Genomic DNA, 20,074 nt, shown 5'->3' on the forward strand with positions numbered 1-20,074 from the left:
CTGTTCCACGTGAACAACGCCCTGCTGAGCTACCACGACGCCGTCCTTTACCGTTCGGGTGAACCGTATCGCATCCTCGCCGGAGCCATCCACTACTTCCGTGTTCACCCGGACCTGTGGCAGGACCGGCTGCGTCGACTTAAAGCGATGGGCGCCAACACGGTGGACACGTACGTCGCTTGGAACTTCCACCAGCCTAAGGGCGATGAGGCTCCGGACTTCAGTGGCTGGCGGGACTTGGGGCGCTTCATCGACTTCGCTGCCGAGGAAGGGCTGGACGTCATCGTCCGGCCCGGCCCCTACATCTGTGCGGAGTGGGACAACGGTGGCTTCCCATCGTGGCTGACAGGTATCCCGGGCATCGGCCTTCGGTGCATGGACCCGGTGTTCACCAGTGCCATCGAGGAGTGGTTTGATCAGCTGCTTCCGATCGTCGCCTCACGGCAGGCGTCAGCGGGCGGTCCTGTGGTGGCCGTGCAGATTGAAAACGAATACGGCAGCTACGGCGACGATCACGAGTACATCCGCTGGAATCGACGCGTTCTGGAGGATCGCGGCATCACTGAGCTCCTGTTCACGGCGGACGGCGGCACGGACTACTTCCTTGACGGCGGTTCCATCGAGGGAACCTGGGCGACGGCAACGCTGGGAAGCCGGGGTGACGAGGCGGTAGCTACTTGGCAGCGACGCCGCCCTGGCGAGCCGTTCTTCAACGTCGAGTTCTGGGGCGGTTGGTTCGACCATTGGGGCGAACACCATCACCGCCGGGACGCCGAGGACGCAGCGTTGGAAGCACGCAAGATGCTCGATCTCGGGGGCTCGCTTTGTGCCTACATGGCCCATGGCGGGACCAACTTTGGCCTCACCTCCGGCAGCAATCACGACGGCACGATGCTGCAGCCGACTGTTACCAGCTACGACTCCGACGCACCCATCGCCGAGAACGGTGCACTGACGCCCAAGTTCCATGCCTTCCGCCAGGAGTTCTTCCGGTCGCAGGGCGTCGAAGACCTGCCCGAACTCCCCGTTGAGTTGCTGGCTGACGCGCCGGTACTTCCGGCGCAGTCCCTGCCTTTGACCGCCGGACCGGACCTGCTCGAGCTTGTGCGGGATTCCGGGAAGCCTGTCAGCAGCGTCAAGCCCCTCAGCTTTGAGCAGCTGGGGCTCGACGCCGGGATGGTTCTCTACGCCGCCGACGCCATACTGCCAGGCCGTTCGGATGCTCCCACGGAGAGCCGGCTGAAGATCACGGGCCTGAACGACCGAGCCTATGTGTGGGTGAACGGCAACTTCGCCGGTGTCCTGGACGATGTGACCGGCGCTGAAGGACTGAGCGTCACCGGCACCGGCGTTCCAGCCAAGCTCGAGATCCTGGTGGAGAACCTCGGCCGCATCAACTACGGACCACTCACCGGCCATGGCAAGGGCATTTTGGGCGGCGTCCTCATCAACCAGCGCTATACCTTCCACTGGACGCAGGCTCCTGTGGCACTCACAGAATGGGCCCAGCAAGACCTGGCGGGCCTGGCGGGAGCTGACTTTGAGATTGGCGAACCGGCCGACACCTACATTGCCTTGCCCGACTCCGGCAAGGGCTTCGTCTGGCTCAACGGCTTCCTCCTGGGCAGATACTGGGAGAAAGGGCCGCAGGTGACCCTGTATGCCCCGGCGCCTTTGCTGAAAGCCGGCCGCAACACCATTAAGGTGCTTGAGCTCGGGAAGCCGGGAACCGTCGTCGAACTTCGCGAGGCTCCTGAGCTTGGTCCCGAAGAAGCGGGTCCGATCGCCGCGGCCGAGCTTCCGTAGGGATCCGCCCCAAGGATTTATGCTGGCTGCATGAGCCTGCAGTTCGATACACGCCCAGCCGCCTATGCAGTGATTGTCCAGGAAGAGAAGATCCTGTTGGCGTACTGGAAGCAGGATGGCAAGGAAGGGTGGACCCTGCCGGGCGGAGGCCTTGACCTGGCCGAGCATCCGGTGGACGGCTGCAGGCGTGAAGTTTTCGAGGAAACCGGTTATGACGCCAGAATCGAACGCATGTTGGGGATCGACGTCGGCCACTGGCCGGGAGAGACGCGGCGGGACGGCTCAGTGAAGGACTTCCAAGCACTTCGGCTGGTGTACGAGGCCACGGTGGTGGGTGGCGAACTGACGCACGAGGTGGATGGCAGCACTACGCACGCCGCATGGATCCCCCTGAAGGATGTTGAGAAACTCAACCGCGTGTCCTTGGTGGACACGGCCCTTCGCCTGCGCATGGAACGGCCGGCGGACGGAAAGCTGAGCTAAAAACCGCCCTAGGGCCTAGCCAAAGTCGCACAAGGTTGGCTACGCTGAATTTCGTTGCCGGCACAGAAGCTGCCGGCCAGGATGCCGAGGAGGTGGATTTGATGATTGCCACGATCTTGCGCGCCCCGCACTCAGCAGCGGTGCGCCGTCATCAGCCCACCATTCCTGTCCCGGCATCAGCCTGCCAGAAGTAGGCGGCCGGGCCTCAGCAGAGGCATCTCATTGAACACTTACGCTTCTTCAAGCGACCCTTCACGTATTTCCACCAAGCAATTCCGCGGACCTGTGGAGTACGGCTACACAGCCAAAACAGCGGAGCTTTTCCGTTCCAACACAGTGCCCGGAACCGGAAGCGCCGCCAGCCCGGGCCGCGTGGTCCGACTTGATCGCAACCGCGTGCTCGTAGCATCGGCCGACGGACTCCTGCACTTGCCCTATCCAGCACATGGACTGGTTCCGGCCACAGGGGACTGGGTATGGCTTGGCCACAACAGCGCAGGCGAGCCAGCCGTCGTTGAGGTCCTCCCGCGGCATTCGGCGCTGAGCCGCAAGCGGGCCTTTGAGGCATCCTCCGAGGAACAAATCCTGGGAAGCAACATCGACATCGTCGCGGTGGTGGTCCCCGTGGATCGTCCACTCACCCATAACCGTCTCGAGCGGACGCTTGTGGCTGCATGGGATTCCGGTGCCACGCCACTTGTTGTCATCACCAAAGCCGACCTTGCCCATGTGGCAGACGATGTGGTGGGGGAAGTGTTCCTGCAGGCCGCAGGCGTGGACGTCGTCACCACCTCCGCGGAGCAGGGCGACGGACTCGATGAACTGATGCAGCACATTCCTGAAGGCGCCACCTTGGTCCTGCTGGGTCCCTCCGGTGCCGGCAAATCAACGCTCATCAATGCCCTCGCCGGACGCGAAGTCCAGCAGACCGGTGCAGTCCGTGCTGGCGATGGCAAAGGTAAACACACCACCACCTCGCGGGAGTTGGTGCCCCTGTCAGGCGGTGCCGTCCTGATGGACACTCCGGGAGTCCGCGGGTTCGGGCTCTTCGACGCAGACGAGGGGATGGAGGAGATGTTTGGAGATCTTGACGAACTCTTCTCCCAGTGCCGCTTCACGGACTGTGCCCATCAAGAAGAACCGGGATGCGCGGTTCAAGAGGCGCTCGCGGGTGAAACCCTCGATCCCCGGCGCTGGGCCAGCTATCTGAAACTGCAACGCGAGCTGGCAGCCCTCGCCAGGAAACATGATGCAGCGGCCCGCCGTGCCTACCAGCGGGAATGGCACCAAAAGGTGATGTCAGCTGACAGGGGCCAGCGTGCAGCGGAACGATACAGGCACGATCAAGCCGAGGAGAGGGCAGGGAAGGGTGGAAAGCGACGGAAACGCTGAACATTGCCGATTCATTACGGAATACGTGGCTTCGCTGACATCGTCGGTGGTGCTGGCTACGCTGGGTGAAGATTGCTTTGCAGCCAAGTAATAAGAGTGCATATGATCGTGTGGCTCTGCCGATTTTCTCGACCACAGACAGGTAAGCCCGGGTATGGCCGAAGCCATGATTGAGTTCAAGAGCGTAACCAAGCAATACCAAGGCGGGCAACCGGCGGTGGACGCTCTCAGCATGTCCATCGACAAAGGCTCCATCACCGTGTTCGTTGGCCCTTCGGGCTGCGGCAAGACCACATCCCTGCGCATGATCAACCGGATGGTGGAGCCTACCAGCGGCACCATTACCGTTGCGGGCGAGGACGTCTCGCAGGTTCCTGCGGCCCAGCTGCGCCGATCCATGGGCTACGTCATGCAGTCATCGGGCCTTCTTCCGCACCGTTCTGTTCTGGACAACATCGCCACCGTCCCGCGGCTCAACGGCGTTCCCAAGGCAGCTGCGCGGAAACGCGCTGCGGAACTGCTCGACGTCGTCGGGCTGGCTTCCGTCCTCGGCAAGCGGTACCCGTCACAACTCTCGGGTGGTCAGCAGCAGCGCGTCGGGGTTGCCCGGGCGCTCGCTGCTGATCCGCCGGTCTTGCTGATGGACGAACCTTTCAGCGCCGTGGATCCCGTGGTCCGTGATGAACTGCAGCAGGAGCTCCTGCGCCTGCAGCGGGAATTGGCCAAGACCATCGTGTTCGTTACGCACGACATCGATGAAGCCACTGTTCTTGGCGACAAAGTGGCTGTCTTCGCCGTGGGGGGCAAACTGGCGCAGTACGCGGCTCCGGAAGAGATTCTTCGGGCGCCTGCGAATGACTTCGTGGCCTCCTTCGTGGGACGCGACCGTGGCTTCCGGCACCTTGCCTTCAACCCTGCCGATGCCGTGACGCTCCACCCGGTGACTATGGTCAGTCCTTCCGACGGCCACCACGCCGGCCGCGTCTCGGGTGAGTGGGCTTTGGTAGTAGATGACGATTCACGCCCGCTCGGATGGTCCTCGCCGCGTGACGGCGCTGGACTAATTCCCGGAGGTTCGCTCTTCCGCAAAGGCGATACCTTGCGCCGCGCGCTGGATGCGGCGTTATCATCGCCGTCGGGCCTTGGCGTTGCGGTGGACGACGACGGCCGGGTAGCCGGAGTCCTGAAGGCGCCGGAAGTCCTGGCACTCATCGAAGATGTTCGCCACCACAGGGAGGATGCCACCTGATGGAGTGGTTCCTTGCCAACAGTGGCATGGTCCTGGGGTTGGCCGGGCAGCACATGGTGCTCGCCATCATCCCCATGATCCTGGGCCTGCTGATTTCCGTCCCCTTGGCTCAGCTGGCCAGGCTCAACAGCACGCTCAGGTCAGTGGTGGCTACCGTTACGTCGCTGCTCTACACCATTCCTTCACTGGCACTGTTCATCATTCTTCCCACCATCCTTGGCACCCGGATTCTGGATCCGCTGAATGTGGTGGTGGCACTGACCATCTATGCCGTGGCCCTGTTGGTCCGTGCCGCAATGGACGCCTTCGACTCCGTGGATGATGACCTCCGAAACGCAGCCGTTGCTATGGGTTTCAAGCCCTTGGCGCGCTTCTTCCAAGTGGACCTTCCGCTTTCTCTGCCGGTGCTGTTCGCCGGACTTCGTGTGGTTTCCGTCAGCAATATCTCCTTGGTGAGTGTCGCGGCTCTCCTGGGGGTAGGCAACCTGGGAGTCCTGTTCACGGATGGCCTGCAGCGGACGTTCATCACCGAAGTCGTGGTGGGTATCATCGCGATTTTGGTGCTGGCATTGTTGATGGACGCAGTGCTCGTGATTCTTGAGAGGCTGTTGACTCCTTGGACGCGGGCCGCAGGCGGGAAATCCTCGCGTCCTGACGCCAACGCCCTGCTCACCGAGCCGAAGGCCGGTCCGGCAACGCCGCATGCGGCCCTTCGCCCCGATCCAGGAGCGTCCGGATGAACATCTTTGCCGAGACCATCGCCTGGCTGACGAACCCCAGGAATTGGACTGGAAGCGGGGGGATCCCTACCCGTTTGCTGGAGCACCTGCAGTACAGCGCGCTGGTGCTTCTGATCGCTGCCGCCATCGCAGTGCCCATCGGTTTCTACATCGGGCACACCGGCCGTGGCCGGGTGGTTGCGGTGGCTGTCGCCGGAGCATTGCGTGCCCTTCCGACACTCGGTTTGCTTGTCCTCTTCGCGTTGCTCGCCGGCAGCGGCCTGATGCCACCTGTGTGGGCGCTTGTCATCCTCACGGTTCCGCCGCTTCTCGCCGGTACTTACGCCGGAATTTCCAGCGTGGATGGCAACGTGGTGGATGCTGCCCGGGCCATGGGAATGACGGAACTCCAGATCCTCTTCCGAGTGGAATTGCCCAACGGCCTCCAAGTCATGTTTGGCGGCATCCGCACCGCGGTGCTGCAGGTCATCGCAACTGTCTCGGTGGTTGCCTACCTTCCGCTTGGTGGGCTGGGCCGTTACCTGTTCGACGGCCTCGTCCTGCAGGATTTCCCGAGGATGCTGGGCGGCTCGCTGCTTATTGCCGGGCTCGCCATTGCCGTGGACCTGATCCTTGCCGGTGTGCAGAGGCTTGTGATCTCGCCCGGCCTGACCCTCGATTCAAGCGGCCGCCAGAAGGCGGCCGACGATCTCACAGCCACTGCTACCGCCGGGGCTGCCGTTCAAGGAGGTACACCATGAAAAACCCCGTTCCCATGACCCTTACGCGCCGTGGTCTCGGCGGCCTCGCCGCTGGACTGGGTGTGGCCCTCGCGTTGAGCGCGTGTGGCGGCAGCCCTCTGGCCACGCCTTCCACCTCGGCACCCAGCGGATCTGCCGCCGGTGGCTCGTTGGTAGTTGGTTCGGCAGACTTCCCGGAAAGCCAGGTCGTCGCCGAGATCTATGTGGGAGCCCTCAACGCTGCAGGTCTTACGGCTACGTCCAAGCCGAACATCGGTTCGCGTGAGATTTACTTCAAGGCTGTCCAGGACGGCTCCATCGACCTCGTCCCGGACTACTCCGGGAATCTCCTGTCCTATGTGGACACGGAAGCCACCGAGGTTTCTGCCGAAGACGTCTACAAGGCGCTCCCGGGCAAGCTTCCGGACGGCCTCGCAGTCCTGGAACCGGCCAAGGCCGAGTCCAAGGACGCCATGGTAGTCACCAAGGCCACGGCCGAGAAGTACCAGCTGAAGTCCATCGAGGACCTGGCCAAGGTCTGCAAGGACTTCACCATGGCTGCTCCGGCCACCTTTGAGACCCGCGCCTACGGCTTCCCGGGACTGAAGGCCAACTACGGTTGCGAGCTCAAGGGCCTTCAACCCTTCAACGACGGCGGCGGCAACCTGACGCTCCAGGCCCTCTTGGAGGACAAGGTACAGGTTGCCGACATCTACACCACCACGCCCTCCATCGCGGACAATGACCTCGTGGTGCTGGAAGACCCGAAGAACAACTTCAAGGCCCAGCAGGTCCTGCCGCTCGTCAAAGAAGCCAAGATGACGGACAAGGCCAAAGAGGCGCTTAACAATGTCTCCAAGATCCTCACCACGGATGACCTGATCAACCTGAACCGCGCAGTCAGCGGGGATCAGAAGCAGAGCCCCAAGGATGCCGCAGCCGCTTGGCTGAAGGACAAGGGCATCGTCAAGTAACACCTGAACCGAACCGCGTACGACGGCGGTGACGGACCCGCGCGGGACCGTCACCGCCGTCGTCGTATGTGTGAGTTAAGTCTCAACTGAACTCCATCACCCGTGTGGCATATTTGAGGGATGGCGAATTTCAAGCAGTCCACCAAGCTTCATAATGTCCTCTACGACATCCGTGGACCGATCCTTCAGGCCGCCCAGCAAATGGAAGCGGAGGGTCACCGGATCCTCAAACTGAACATCGGAAACCCGGCCCCTTTCGGTTTCGAAGCGCCTGACGCCATCTTGGTGGACATGATCCGCCACCTGCCCAACGCCCAGGGCTACAGCGATTCCCGAGGCATTTTTTCGGCCAGGACCGCGGTCTCGCAGTATTACCAGACGCGTGGGATCCAGAACATCCACGTTGATGACATCTACCTGGGCAACGGGGTCAGCGAGCTGATTACCATGTCTCTCATGGCGCTCCTCGACGACGGCGACGAAGTGCTGATCCCCACTCCGGACTACCCGCTGTGGACTGCTTCAGTCGCACTGGCCGGTGGCCGTCCAGTGCACTACCTCTGTGACGAAGAGTCCGGTTGGCAGCCCGATCTTGAGGACATGGAGTCCAAGATCACGCCGCGGACCAAGGGCATTGTGGTTATCAATCCCAACAATCCCACCGGCGCTGTCTACCCGGAGGAGACCCTCAAGAAGATCGTTGCATTGGCAGAGAAGCACGGACTGGTTCTTTTCGCTGACGAGATCTACGAGAAAATACTCTACGAAGACGCCGTTCACGTTAACCTCGCCGGGCTTACCGGTGATGACGTCCTCTGCCTGACGTTCAGTGGGCTGTCCAAGGCGTACCGCGTCTGCGGCTACCGCGCGGGCTGGATGGCGATTTCCGGACCAAAGAAGGATGCCGCTGATTACCTTGAGGGCATCAACCTGCTGGCCAACATGCGCTTGTGTGCAAACGTACCGGCACAGCACGCCATCCAAACCGCGCTCGGCGGCTACCAGAGCATCAACGATCTCATCCTTCCCGGCGGCAGGCTCCTGGAGCAGCGCAACAAGGCCTACGACCTCCTGAACGCCATTCCCGGTGTCAGCACCCAGCAGGCCAGGGGCGCCCTTTATCTGTTCCCGAAGTTGGACCCCGAGGTTTACCACATCCGGGATGACGAGAAGTTTGTGCTTGACCTGCTGAAGGAACAGAAAATCCTGGTGTCCCATGGGCGTGCGTTCAACTGGGTCCGCCCTGACCATTTCCGTATGGTGACCCTGCCCAACGTGAAGGACATCGAAGAAGCCATTGGCCGCATGGCGGACTTCCTGTCGAGGTACCCGGGCAACTAGCCTGAGGTCCATAGCCGCGCCATGAGGGCGCGGCCGGGCAGAAAGGCCTCCGATGGCAGTTGCAGTTGAGTTCGCCAAGAGTCCGGCCGAAGTGCTGAGGGTGGGGCCGGGGTTTTCGCTGGCAGGCGTGGATCCCGAATCCACCCCCGGCTATTCCGGCCTGAAAGCTGACGGCAAGGCGCTGCTGGCCGCCCAGGACGAGCGCCTTGCGGAACTGCAGGAGAAGCTCTTCGCCGAAGGAAAATTTGGCAGCCCCAAACGGCTCCTACTGATCCTGCAGGCCATGGATACTGCGGGCAAAGGCGGCATTGTCAGCCATGTGGTGGGTGCCATGGACCCGCAGGGTGTTCAGCTGACAGCCTTCAAAGCGCCCACAGACGAGGAAAAGTCTCACGACTTCCTTTGGAGGATCGAGAAACAGGCACCTGCCGAAGGAATGGTGGGGGTTTTTGACCGCTCACAGTACGAGGACGTCCTGATTCACCGCGTCCATGGTTGGGCTGAACCTTCCGAGCTGGAGCGGCGCTATGCCGCGATCAACGACTTCGAGTCGCGCCTGCACGAGCAGGGGACCACCATCGTCAAGGTCATGCTCAACATCAGCAAGGACGAACAGAAAAAGCGTCTTATTGCTCGCTTGGACGATCCCGGCAAGCACTGGAAATACAGCCGGGGTGACCTCGCGGAACGTGCGTACTGGGACGACTACATGGACGCCTACAGCACAGCATTTGAGAAGACCTCAACGGAGATTGCTCCGTGGCACGTGGTACCGGCCAACAAGAAGTGGTACGCGCGCATCGCAGTCCAGCAGCTGCTGCTGGATGCCCTCGGCGGGTTGCAACTGGACTGGCCAAAAGCTGACTTCGATGTCGCCGCCGAGCGGGCCCTTGTCGTGGAATCGTAGGCCGTCTGGTTGCCGGCAGCTGCATGCTGCCGCTTGCTAGTTTGTCCCGGCGGCAGCTCCGCCGTCGTTGCTTGCATCGCGGGCGGTAGCCAGACGCCTACGGGCGCCCTCAAGCCAGTCTTCGCAGCGTTTGGCCAGTGCTTCGCCACGCTCCCAGAGCGCCAGTGATTCCTCCAAGCTGGCTCCGCCCGCCTCCAAACGTCCCACTACCGCCACGAGCTGTTCGCGGGCTTCCTCGTAGCTCAGGCCGTCAAAGGATTCAGGCGTCGGTGTTGTCTCGGGAGTCGATGCTGGCTGGTTGTTCTCGGTCATGATGGTCCTTTGTGCTTGTGATGACGATCCAGCCGGCAAAATCATAGTTCGACCAGCGGTCAGTGTTCGTTGAAGTGTCGGTGTTCGACGAGCTGTCAGTGTTCGATGAGTTGACCTGTACCAGCGGAGACAGCCCTGAAACGGCCCTCAGCTACGCGGATGCTCAATGGTGTCCCGTCCGGCGCTTCTTCGGGGCTGCTGACGACGTGGTGCCCCGCTTGGTCCTCCCCGACGAGCTGAACAACGGCATAGCCGCGGTCCAAGGTCTTTTGTGGTGACAGGGCGCGGACCTGCGCACGCAAGTGGTGGACTTGGTCCAAGGCCCTAAGGACCGCGGTACTGACAGCAGAATGGGTCCTGCGCTGCAGGCGGTGGATGTCTTCGGAACGCGCATCCACCATTGAATCGGGCGCGGCCAATACAGGCCGGGACCTTAGCGCGTGGAGTCGATCTGTCTCGCGGTCCACCATGCGGCTGATACTTCGGCGCAGATGGTCCCTGGCCTGTCGGACCATGGCCAGTTCCTCGGCCACGTCCGGAACTATGCGCTTGGCCGCATCCGTGGGCGTAGATGCCCGGAGGTCCGCTACGTCGTCCAGGATCGGTCTGTCGGCTTCGTGACCGATCGCACTAACGATCGGGGTGGTAGCTGCCGATACGGCGCGGATGAGGTCCTCGTTGCTGAATGGCAGGAGATCTTCCAGCGCGCCGCCACCACGCGCGAGGACAATGACATCCACGTGCGGGTCGGCATCCAGTTTTTTCAAGGCCGCGATGATCTGTGAAACGGCGGTGTTGCCTTGGACAGCGACTTCCCGGACGTCGAACTCAACTGCTGGCCAACGCAAGGCAGCGTTGCGCATGACGTCCTTCTTGGCGTCGGAATCCCGGCCGGTGATGAGGCCGATACGGTGGGGGAGAAGAGGGAGCTTGCGCTTACGGGAATCTGCGAACAGGCCCTCGGCTGCCAACGCTTGGCGTAGCCGTTCGATCCTTGCCAACAGGTCACCGAGGCCCACCGGACGGATGTCTTTCACGGACATGTTCAGTCGCCCCGTCTTCACCCAGAAGTCAGCCTTCACCAAAGCGACAACGCGGGAGCCTCGTTCCAGGGGTATCTTCTGACGGTCAAGTACCGTTGACCAGACTGATGCCGGTAGGGAAATTTCCGCGTCAACATCCCGCAGTGTCAGAAACGCGTTGCCACCCCGGCGGTTCAGTTCAATGACCTGACCCTCGATCCATGCGGCAGGCGCCCGCTCAATGTGTGCCTTGAGCTTGCGGGACAGCAACTGCAGGGGCCAGGGGTTATCCGGGCTCGTTTCGGCGGCGGTCCCCGGCAGCGTGGATTCCGGTGTTGCTTCAGCGGACATGGGTGGTCCGTGCCTGGTTCAGTCGCCGTGTTTGTACCTGCATTGTCATTGTCCTCGCTCAGGGGTGCGGCTGTGGAAGCCAACCGGCCTTCCAACTCTATCCATAGCTTGGGCGACGCCTCCGACATTTTTTCTGTCATGTGGACAGACCTAGGATGGTGGCGTAGCCCCCGAGCCCAAGGATGACCTTGCGTACTTTTGTTTCAGCATTGGGCGTGATCCTCGCCTTACTTCTCACAGCCGTAGCCGTTCCTACCGCGTGGGTCGACCGGAACATCGTCAACGAAGAGGGCTTTGTCCGCATAGCAGGTGCACTGGGCAATGATCCTGAATTCCAAAGCCGCCTGGCCACTGCCGCTGTTGGAACCTTTGAGTCCTCCGTGGAACTTCCAGGACCTATCCAGTCCTTGGCGGCGGACGCACTCCGCAGCGCTGCATCGGGCATGCAATCGTGGGATGACTACCCTCAAGCGTGGGAAGAGACAGTACGCAACAGCCACAGGCTGAACTTCGGCGCGGCGAACCAAACCGAGGAGGCCGCAACCACCACTGCCCTGGTCCTTGATATCAGTCCTCTGGTCAGGCTCATTCGCGATCACTTCGCCGAGGCCACCCGAATCCGGATTGATGTTCCCGCGGAAAGTTTGGTGTCCCTGGGGGAGCCCTCCCACCGCCAACTGGTTGAGCGGGTGGCGGCATTCGCTCCCCTGTGGTGGGTGGCCGCACTCGGTGCCCTGATATCCGTGCTCTTAGCGCTTGTTGCCGCGCGCCGGCGTTCCCTGGTGTTGGTTTTCCTCGGACTGGGAGGCTTGGCGCTTGCTGCGCTCTGGACGGCCGGTGCTGACCTTGCCGGGGGAGTGGTTGGCAACCTGTCCAGCTCCAACGGGGTGGCTGAGCTGTTCAAACAGGAGTTCCTCACGGCAGCCAGGGCGGGCTTTGGGGAATGGATCGTGATCGCGGCGATGGTCTCCAGTGCAGTCTTTGTGGCAGGCGTCATAGCTTCCGTTGTGGCAGGGCGACGACGGTCACGTTCGGCCCCCAGCTAAAGTTCGGGCCGGTAGCATGGAGAGATGACCAGCACAGCAGTTTCCATTCCTATGCCCACGGTGCCCCGCAGACGCCGTTCTCCGGAAGAGGTTCAGGCAGCGGCGCCCGTCACGGGTCCCAAGAAGGTTCTGCTGGCGGCTCCCCGAGGTTATTGCGCTGGCGTGGACCGGGCTGTCATTGCTGTGGAGAAGGCCCTGGAACACTACGGCCCGCCGGTTTATGTTCGCAAGCAGATCGTCCACAACGTGCACGTGGTCAGCTCCCTGGAAGAACAAGGAGCTATCTTCGTCGAAGAAACAGACGAGGTGCCCGAAGGCGCTTTGGTGATTTTCTCCGCACACGGTGTCTCTCCCGCGGTGGTCCAATCAGCCGAGGACCGTGGTTTGCGCACCATCGACGCCACGTGCCCTCTGGTGACCAAAGTGCACAAAGAAGCTGTTCGCTTCGCCAAGGAAGACTACGACATCCTGCTCATCGGCCACGAGGGTCATGAGGAAGTCGAAGGAACAGCCGGCGAAGCCCCGGAACACATCCAGATCATCAACGGACCGCACGAGGTAGACAAGGTCACCGTCCGTGATCCGGAGAAGACCATCTGGCTTTCGCAGACCACGCTCAGCGTGGACGAAACGATGGAGACGGTTCGCCTCCTCAAGGACCGGTTCCCCACGCTGCAGGATCCGCCCAGCGACGACATTTGCTACGCCACCACCAACCGTCAGGTGGCCATCAAGAAAATCGCACCGCAGGCTGACCTCGTGATCGTTGTGGGTTCGGCCAACTCATCAAACTCCGTGCGCTTGGTTGAGGTAGCCCTGGAATACGGCGCCAAGAGCTCGTACCGTGTGGACTTCGCCAATGAGGTGGATGAGGCCTGGTTCGAGGGCGTTGCCACCGTGGGCGTGACTTCCGGCGCTTCTGTCCCTGAGGTGCTCGTCAAAGATGTTCTGCGGCTTCTGTCTGACTACGGTTACGGCGAGGTCCAGGAAGTGGTGACAGCAGAGGAAGACCTGCTTTTCTCGCTTCCAAAGGAACTGCGGGCCACCTTGAAGAAGGCCGGCGACGTGACACGTGCCCTTGGTGGCCGTGGAAGCCGGCCTGCGTCGTAGCCCTTACTCCTTAAAGATGGCCCGCAGTGGTTGCCTTCCTTCAGGAAAGCTTCTACCGCGGGCCAGATCCGTTAAGCGGCATGTCTTTAGGCGGCTGACTCCTGGTCTTCGCTGTCCTCGTGGTCACGGGTTGAATCCTCTTGGCCATGGGTGTCGACGGCAAGAAGTTCCGGGGCTGCCAAAGCGCGGGGGACAGCCTCAACGGACATCGGCGCGGCAAGACCAGCATCGTCCATGGTGTTGAGCTTTCGTGCGGTCGGGAGTACCCGTGCCTCAAGCGTGCCCACCATCGCGTTGTAGCGATCCACGGATGTCTTCAAGGAGCTTCCCAGCTTGCCGACGTTCTCACCTAGCGTGCCCATGCGCTCGTACAGTTGCTTGGCGAGCTCGAAGAGTTCGTGGGCGCTGTCCGTGAGGACGTCCTGACGCCAAGTGAAGGCAACCGACTTGAGGACCGCCAGCAAGGTGCCGGGCGACGCCAGAACCACGTTCCTGGACAAGGCGTGCTCCAGCAAGGCAGGATCGGCTTCGAGGGCTGACGCCAGGATGGACTCCGCCGGAAGGAAGCAGATCACCAGCTCGGGGGAGTTCCCTGGAATGTCCCAGTATTTCTTGGCCGCCAGAGCATCGATGTGGGCCTTGAGCGCCTTTGCGTGCTGTGCCAGCAGTGTCTTGGAGTCATGGTTGACTGCGGGTCCCACCGACTCACCGAAGGAACCGTCTCCGTGGAGTTGTTCCTGCGCGGAGAGGTAGGAAGCCAGCGGGACTTTGGCATCCACCACCAGTTGCTTACCACCGGGAAGCTGGACCACCAAGTCCGGTCGCAGCGTGTTGTCGCTACGTCCGGAATGGACCTGCTCATGGAAATCCACATGCCGGAGCATTCCCGAGGCCTCCACTACCCTGCGGAGCTGAACCTCGCCCCACTGACCGCGGGCGCTATTGGAACGGAGTGCTGAAGCCAAGGCGTGCGTTGACCGCAAGAGCTGCTCGTCGGACGAACGCGCATCCTGCAGCTGCTGGGCAAGTTGGCCGTATTGCTCTACCCTGTCCCGTTCAAGGAGCGAAACCTGTTGCTGGACTGCTGTCAGCTTTTCAGCCACGGGAGCGAGCGCGCGCAGGACGCTGCCGTCAGAGTTCCTTGCTGCGTTCAGCTCACGGTTCTGTGTAAACAAGAGCCGGCGTTCGGCGTCGGCCGCTGCCAGCTGTGCCGTCACCTCTGAGAGCCGCGACGAAACGGCGTCGAAGTCTTCTTCCAAGCCGGCGCCCCGGCGTCGGAAGACAACATAGCCAGCCGCGAGGCCAACAGCGGCGCCAATCAGCAGCATGAGCAGGGCCAATACCAATCCAAATCCATCCATGTGGCAACCCTGTCACAGGGGTACGACAGTTTTACCGAGGCTGCAGCCGTGGGCGTCGATTTGGGGGAGGGGACAACCGGGGACATGGTTCCAACGGGTAGAATCAATGCTCGTGGCTCTTACTATTGGCATCGTCGGACTGCCCAACGTCGGCAAATCAACTCTTTTCAACGCACTGACCCGCAATCAGGTGCTCGCTGCGAACTATCCGTTCGCAACGATTGAACCGAACGTCGGAGTGGTCAACCTCCCGGATCCCCGCCTGGCGAAGCTGGCGGAGATCTTCGGTTCGCAGAAGTTGCTTCCCGCTCCCGTGTCCTTCGTGGACATCGCCGGCATCGTGAAGGGCGCCTCCGAGGGCGAAGGCCTGGGCAACAAGTTCCTTGCCAACATCCGCGAGGCAGAGGCCATTGCGCAGGTCGTTCGCGTATTTGACGATCCCGATGTCATCCACGTGGACGGCAAGGTTGACCCGCGCTCCGATATGGAGACCATCAACACCGAGCTGATTCTGGCAGACCTTCAGACCATCGAAAACGCCATCCCGCGTATCGAAAAAGAAGTCAAGATCAAGAAGCGCGAAGCAGCCGAACTGGCCGCTATCAAGGCAGCCCAGGCTGTTCTGGAACGCGGCGACACCATCTTCTCCTCGATCAAGAGCGACAAGTTGGAGATGGGGCACCTCAAGGAGCTCGGACTTCTCACTGCCAAGCCCTTTATCTACGTCTTCAACGCCGATGAAGGCATCCTCGGCGACCAGGAAAAGCAAGACGAACTGCGTGCCCTGGTTGCCCCCGCCGATGCCGTCTTCCTTGATGCCAAGCTCGAAGCCGACCTTGTTGAATTGGACGAGGAAGAAGCCCGCGAGATGCTGGAAATGAACGGCCAGAGCGAATCCGGCCTGGACCAGTTGGCGCGCGTTGGTTTCCACACCCTTGGCCTGCAGACGTACCTCACGGCAGGTCCCAAGGAAACCCGTGCGTGGACCATCCGCCAGGGAGACACTGCTCCCCAGGCCGCCGGCGTGATCCACTCTGACTTCCAGCGCGGCTTCATCAAGGCCGAGGTTGTCTCCTTCGACGACCTCATCGATGCCGGTTCCATGGCTGAGGCAAAGTCCCGTGGCAAGGTCCGTATCGAAGGCAAAGAGTACGTGATGGCCGACGGCGACGTGGTGGAGTTCCGCTTCAACGTCTAGTTCGGCAAAGCAGGGCAAGGAGTAGGTCAAGACCCACTGTATGTCCAGCTCCAGAGGGACCGGCCCTCTGAATCTGGACACTGATCACGTCTAGCGTTTTTTGGCGAAGAGAAACCGTGGCCGAGGAACGTCCGGGCCAGCTGGAGGCACCGAGGCAGCCGATCAAGCTGCGCAGCCTCACCCGGCCGTTGCGGAGCCGGCGAGTCCAGCGTGCTGGAAGACTTTCAGTATCAACACCCTTGGCCCGGATAAAGACGACGAGGACCTGGCCAACCGGATCCAGAAGGAACCAGTCAAGCAACTCGTCCACCGGCTGACACCAAGGAAGATCCGGCAATCCCGCTTCGCCCGGCCCAAACCCGTGACCAAGAGCCGTGCGTTCCTTCATGCCCTTTTATCAGCGTGGTGGGCTTGGGGCTTCTGTGGGTGCTGGGGGTGCGTCCCGGACCCGGCTGGCCGGACTCCGCAGCACCTCGTAAGGGCTGGAATGCTCTTCGGTCTTGTTCTGACGTCCTTGGGTCTCTACAGGTAGAGGCTGGCGGAGGGCAAAGAGATGGACACGGTACTTCGACCTCTCGTGCTGGCGTAACGCGTGACAGATACAAACCCGGATGAGGAATTGGAACAAGTACTCAAAACCACGTCTTACTTCCTATATGAAAATGCTGGCGGCTACGCCAAGAATGTTGCCCAAATTTTCAGGCATCACCTGTGACGTCTGCTCGACACCCTTGGACTATCCGGGGAGTTCATATGTTTCGCCTGCAAAGGCATCGTGCTCAGTGGGGAAATCTGCCCAGCAGCCGCGTCGGATTCATGACTTATGGGATCGGCGGAGAGCAAAGCGGCACTCTCCTCATCAAATATGAGAACACCATCCCGGGCCCCTCGCACACGAAGATCATGTCAGGACTGACCCAAACGAGAGGCCTTGCTACAGGAAATTCGTCCTGAAGCTTACCGGCAACAAGTTGGCTCACGGGTCGACTGTTCCTTCCTTGCCCATCCGCTCAAGAGGATCACGAACACGCGAATCGCACGCACCGGGCCAAGAACTTAACCTGAGGAATGCTGCTACTGTGCAGGCGCTACGGAACGCCGACCCGGCCCACTTTGTGCACGTGGGGGACGTGCCAGCCGAAGCTCACGTTTTGCTCATCGACGACACGTGGTCCTCTGGCCATGGCACTGCGCCTTGCCGGTGCATCCTCGGTTTCCATCTTGTGTATCGGACGATGGATCAACCCGGAAGGGGCTAAACATGGCCTTTCTCGCAGAACGAATTGGCTGCACCCCGTACGTCTGTCCTGGGACGGGCGCGGGCTGTCCCTAGCATTCGGAGCCTGCCGCAGGTGGGGGTGCGGAGGCTGTCAGAGTCGATGCAGGACAACCCGTCCACAGAAATCGGAGCTTCTCTGCCGATTTCAAGGCTCCGGCACTGTGAGAGATTCGCCGGCACGATGAACACAACCACTACAGGAGTTTGAGATGGGTGCATGGTTTACCAGTAGCTTCGGATATGACGATGCCCTCGATTGGTTTGGCGATTTGCGGGAAGCTCCTGAGGCGTTGGTCTTCATGGAGGAGACTCTAAGAAACGGGCTTGACGGAAAGCGTCATTGGCGCCGCTGCGGTCTTGGTGGTGCTCTCCGGCCGGCACAGGCCTCGAAATGGCCACAGCGCCGGCGAACACTGCTGGCGGAGGTCCCGTGCTGACGATGTCGGGCTCAGGCATGACCGCAATCTATGACTAGTCGGGGTTTACTGGGCTGGCCGTTCAGGACGACGCTGGATAGCCGTGGGTATGTCGCTTCTGACTATTCGCACGGTTTCTCCGGCATTACACGCGCTGTCGATTTCTGGACGGACGCCACGAACAACGGCCCAGCCAGTGGATGGTGTTCGGGTCTTGGCACTATCACCGTTGCTTTCAACCAACCGATCCGCAATCCAGTGCTCCATATTGCGGGACTTGGCGGCAACGTTTTTCAGGACACCGGCGATATCGGATAGTTGTCGTGATTCGCGACATGACTCCGAGAGAACCTGCACATATTGGTAACGACGCATGGTAGATCATGCGCTGGCGCGTTAGGGACGTCTTGTCGCTGAGCGTTTCCTCTCGACCTGGGTGTCTGATGCGAAGTGTTGATCCATCGGCCCCAGGACAGGGATTGTGTCGCGGCTACCGCCGGGACACAACCAATAGGAGAACATCGTGGGACTAGAAGAGATGGCCAAAGACTTCCTGGGAACCAGTGAAGGTCAGGACCTGAAGAAGAATGCACTGGATCAGGTTGAAGAAGCGGCTAACAAGCTCACCGGAGGCCGGTTCGAGGAGCAGATCAGTCAGGGCGTAGATGCCTTGAGCGATGTACTTGGCGGCCAGCCCAGTGATCAGCAGCAGTCTGAACCCGAGGGGTCCTGACAGTTTTCGATCCGATCCCGCTAGGACAAGGTTTTTTCGCATTTTTCCTTCTTAAAGAACCCAGTTGGGAGGGTAGTAAGTTCCCCCACCACACGTCTGGGCGTACCCGGGATCTAGTGGAGCAGCACGGTGAGGGATTCCTCACCGTGCTGTCACGCTACGCCTCAAGTCGTCGTATTAGCGGAGGCCGACTGTTTTGAGGGCTTAGCTACAACATTCGTACTGATGGATCTCTTGTTGCGGCTGTTTGGAGAGATCAAGATGGAAGGCATTTCTTGCGTCACGATCCGTGAAGATCGGCAACTTAACTGCTGACGTGAACAATGCCTTTGTTATCGAGCGAAGTGCTCACAGGTTCTCGTCAGGGGAAAGGTGCCAGTAGTGAAAATCGTAAAGAAATCTGGATTGCTCATCGCCGCCGCAATGGTTTTAGCAACGTTTGGCGTGGCGGCAGCTCCCGCTTCGCCGGCCTCGGCCGCCGATTGTTGGTCCGGTTCGATCTGCTACCAGGAGGTTGGTGGCCCTTATTTGCACAGCCTGGAGAATTGCAAGAATGATCATTGGACCCGGTACGTGCGGGCCCAGCGGCTCTGGCCCAACAAGTCGATTAGTGCCAGTGGCTGCTTTAGGACCAACGTAAACTGGGGCTGGAACTATGTCATAACGGTCTACAACTAACCCCCTGTGGTCCAGCTATGAAGGTCCTAGGGATTGATCTATCAGCCCTCAGGACGTGGATCATGTAGCGGCAACCAGCCGGGATAAAAAGGGACTGCTGCAGGGATAGGTGACAGTCACGATGGACTCGTATTCGATGGGGGTCAAACGGCCGAGCGTGGCTTGGCGTCTTCGGCGGTGGTAGGTGCGTTCGATCCAGGTCACGATCGTGGTCCTTAGGTCCTCCCGGGTGGCCCAGGAGCGCCGGACCGGGACATTCTTTTGCAGCAGGGCAAAGAACGATTCCATCGCTGCGTTGTCCCCGCACGCCCCGACCCTGCCCATCAACCCGGTCATGCCATGACGGTTCAGGGCATGGACGAGTTTCCGGCACCGAAATTGGGATCCGCGATCGGGGTGCAGGATGCAGCCAGCCACCTCACTGCGTCGGGCCACCGCACTGTTGAGCGCTGCCACGGCCAGGCGGGACTTCATCGGTGAGTCGATCGAATAGCCGACGATCCTGTTGGAATGAACATCCATGACCGCGCACAGGTAGAGCTTGCCTTCGGCGGTGGGGTGATCAATGATGTCCGAGAGCCACAACCGGTTCGGGGCGCTGGCGGTGAACTCGTGCCGGGTCCGGCCTGTGCTGTCGGTCACCGCGCACAGGTCATCGTCGACCGGCGGGCCGGGCTTCTTGGACTTGCCGGTGGGCATCAAACAAAGCATTGGCCGATAGGCCTGCTCATACTCGGCATCGGTAACCGGGTTGGCCAGCCAGCGGTAGTAAAGCGGACGGGCGGTCTTCAGCACCCGGCACGTCACCGTGACAGGCGTTGATGAAGCCCTGACAGCCGAATCAATCCTTGCGGCCAATCGGCTCCTCTATGGCGATAGTCGCTGTCCGTCCATTCAGGATTTCTGCAGCATCCAGTCTGGTTTCTGTAATCGTCCTGCAGCGCATCACCAGCCAGG

18 protein-coding genes and 1 pseudogene are annotated in these 20,074 nt (G+C 61.0%); 15 read left to right on the plus strand and 4 right to left on the minus strand.

Features of this window, described 5'->3' with window-relative positions; translation table 11 throughout:
• Positions 1-9 precede the first annotated feature (9 nt).
• The 10 genes from AC0J5Z_RS09405 (at position 10) to AC0J5Z_RS09450 (ending at position 9,611) form a co-directional block, all read left to right on the plus strand.
• Positions 10-1,806, plus strand: coding sequence for a glycoside hydrolase family 35 protein (locus AC0J5Z_RS09405; RefSeq protein WP_475038818.1), 1,797 nt, complete (start codon positions 10-12; stop codon positions 1,804-1,806).
• Between the two features lie 30 nt (positions 1,807-1,836).
• A complete protein-coding gene (locus tag AC0J5Z_RS09410) occupies positions 1,837-2,289 on the plus strand; it encodes an NUDIX hydrolase (protein ID WP_475038819.1) in 453 nt (150 codons plus the stop codon).
• A 35-nt stretch (positions 2,290-2,324) separates the two neighbouring features.
• Positions 2,325-2,483: a hypothetical protein gene (locus AC0J5Z_RS09415; protein ID WP_475038820.1), complete on the plus strand. Its 159-nt coding sequence runs from the start codon at positions 2,325-2,327 to the stop codon at positions 2,481-2,483.
• Positions 2,484-2,511: 28 nt separating this feature from the next.
• Positions 2,512-3,681 carry a ribosome small subunit-dependent GTPase A gene (gene rsgA / locus AC0J5Z_RS09420; protein ID WP_475038821.1) on the plus strand — a complete coding sequence of 390 codons (1,170 nt, stop codon included), beginning with the start codon at positions 2,512-2,514 and terminating at the stop codon, positions 3,679-3,681.
• Between the two features lie 154 nt (positions 3,682-3,835).
• Positions 3,836-4,930 (plus strand): ABC transporter ATP-binding protein, encoded by a 1,095-nt coding sequence (locus tag AC0J5Z_RS09425; RefSeq protein WP_475038822.1) that lies wholly within the window; start codon positions 3,836-3,838, stop codon positions 4,928-4,930.
• Positions 4,930-5,670 (plus strand): ABC transporter permease, encoded by a 741-nt coding sequence (locus AC0J5Z_RS09430; protein ID WP_475038823.1) that lies wholly within the window; start codon positions 4,930-4,932, stop codon positions 5,668-5,670. Before AC0J5Z_RS09425 ends, AC0J5Z_RS09430 begins: the two co-directional genes overlap by 1 nt.
• On the plus strand, positions 5,667-6,410 hold the full coding sequence (locus tag AC0J5Z_RS09435; protein WP_475038824.1) for an ABC transporter permease: 744 nt from the start codon (positions 5,667-5,669) through the stop codon (positions 6,408-6,410). Before AC0J5Z_RS09430 ends, AC0J5Z_RS09435 begins: the two co-directional genes overlap by 4 nt.
• Entirely contained in the window at positions 6,407-7,363 is a 957-nt protein-coding gene (locus AC0J5Z_RS09440; RefSeq protein ID WP_475038825.1) for an ABC transporter substrate-binding protein, read from the plus strand. The genes AC0J5Z_RS09435 and AC0J5Z_RS09440 overlap by 4 nt, the downstream gene beginning before the upstream one ends.
• A gap of 120 nt (positions 7,364-7,483) precedes the next feature.
• Positions 7,484-8,704, plus strand: coding sequence for a pyridoxal phosphate-dependent aminotransferase (locus tag AC0J5Z_RS09445; RefSeq protein WP_017200378.1), 1,221 nt, complete (start codon positions 7,484-7,486; stop codon positions 8,702-8,704).
• Positions 8,705-8,756: 52 nt separating this feature from the next.
• A complete protein-coding gene (locus tag AC0J5Z_RS09450; RefSeq protein WP_475038826.1) occupies positions 8,757-9,611 on the plus strand; it encodes a polyphosphate kinase 2 family protein in 855 nt (284 codons plus the stop codon).
• Positions 9,612-9,647: 36 nt separating this feature from the next.
• Here AC0J5Z_RS09450 and AC0J5Z_RS09455 read toward each other — a convergent pair whose 3' ends face one another.
• On the minus strand, positions 9,648-9,923 hold the full coding sequence (locus AC0J5Z_RS09455; protein WP_475038827.1) for an exodeoxyribonuclease VII small subunit: 276 nt from the start codon (positions 9,921-9,923) through the stop codon (positions 9,648-9,650).
• Positions 9,924-10,018: 95 nt separating this feature from the next.
• Positions 10,019-11,296, minus strand: a complete 1,278-nt coding sequence (xseA, locus tag AC0J5Z_RS09460) for an exodeoxyribonuclease VII large subunit (protein ID WP_475038828.1) — start codon at positions 11,294-11,296, stop codon at positions 10,019-10,021.
• A 182-nt stretch (positions 11,297-11,478) separates the two neighbouring features.
• Here xseA and AC0J5Z_RS09465 point away from each other — a divergent pair, with 182 nt between their 5' ends.
• Together AC0J5Z_RS09465 and AC0J5Z_RS09470 are read left to right on the plus strand one after the other, a co-directional pair.
• Complete coding sequence (locus tag AC0J5Z_RS09465) at positions 11,479-12,342, plus strand: hypothetical protein (protein WP_475038829.1); 864 nt, start codon at positions 11,479-11,481, stop codon at positions 12,340-12,342.
• 24 nt (positions 12,343-12,366) lie between these two features.
• Complete coding sequence (locus AC0J5Z_RS09470; RefSeq protein WP_475038830.1) at positions 12,367-13,452, plus strand: 4-hydroxy-3-methylbut-2-enyl diphosphate reductase; 1,086 nt, start codon at positions 12,367-12,369, stop codon at positions 13,450-13,452.
• An 86-nt stretch (positions 13,453-13,538) separates the two neighbouring features.
• On the opposite strand, the gene AC0J5Z_RS09475 is transcribed toward AC0J5Z_RS09470, so the two are convergent.
• Complete coding sequence (locus AC0J5Z_RS09475) at positions 13,539-14,813, minus strand: DNA recombination protein RmuC (RefSeq protein ID WP_475038831.1); 1,275 nt, start codon at positions 14,811-14,813, stop codon at positions 13,539-13,541.
• Positions 14,814-14,925: 112 nt separating this feature from the next.
• Between AC0J5Z_RS09475 and ychF the strand changes: the two genes are divergently transcribed.
• From ychF to AC0J5Z_RS09490, 3 genes are all read left to right on the plus strand, one after another.
• Positions 14,926-16,011: a redox-regulated ATPase YchF gene (ychF, locus tag AC0J5Z_RS09480; protein WP_026005753.1), complete on the plus strand. Its 1,086-nt coding sequence runs from the start codon at positions 14,926-14,928 to the stop codon at positions 16,009-16,011.
• A gap of 100 nt (positions 16,012-16,111) precedes the next feature.
• On the plus strand, positions 16,112-16,543 hold the full coding sequence (locus AC0J5Z_RS09485) for a YobI family P-loop NTPase (protein ID WP_475038832.1): 432 nt from the start codon (positions 16,112-16,114) through the stop codon (positions 16,541-16,543).
• A gap of 1,686 nt (positions 16,544-18,229) precedes the next feature.
• The gene (locus AC0J5Z_RS09490; protein ID WP_475038833.1) at positions 18,230-18,439 is read left to right on the plus strand and encodes an antitoxin; all 210 of its coding nucleotides are present in this window, start codon (positions 18,230-18,232) and stop codon (positions 18,437-18,439) included.
• Between the two features lie 738 nt (positions 18,440-19,177).
• On the opposite strand, the pseudogene AC0J5Z_RS09495 reads toward AC0J5Z_RS09490, so the two are convergent.
• A pseudogene (locus tag AC0J5Z_RS09495) lies at positions 19,178-19,807 on the minus strand (IS3 family transposase); the annotation flags it as partial.
• Positions 19,808-20,074: the final 267 nt, after the last annotated feature.

Source organism: Paenarthrobacter sp. TRD_SC_7 (genome assembly GCF_056156245.1).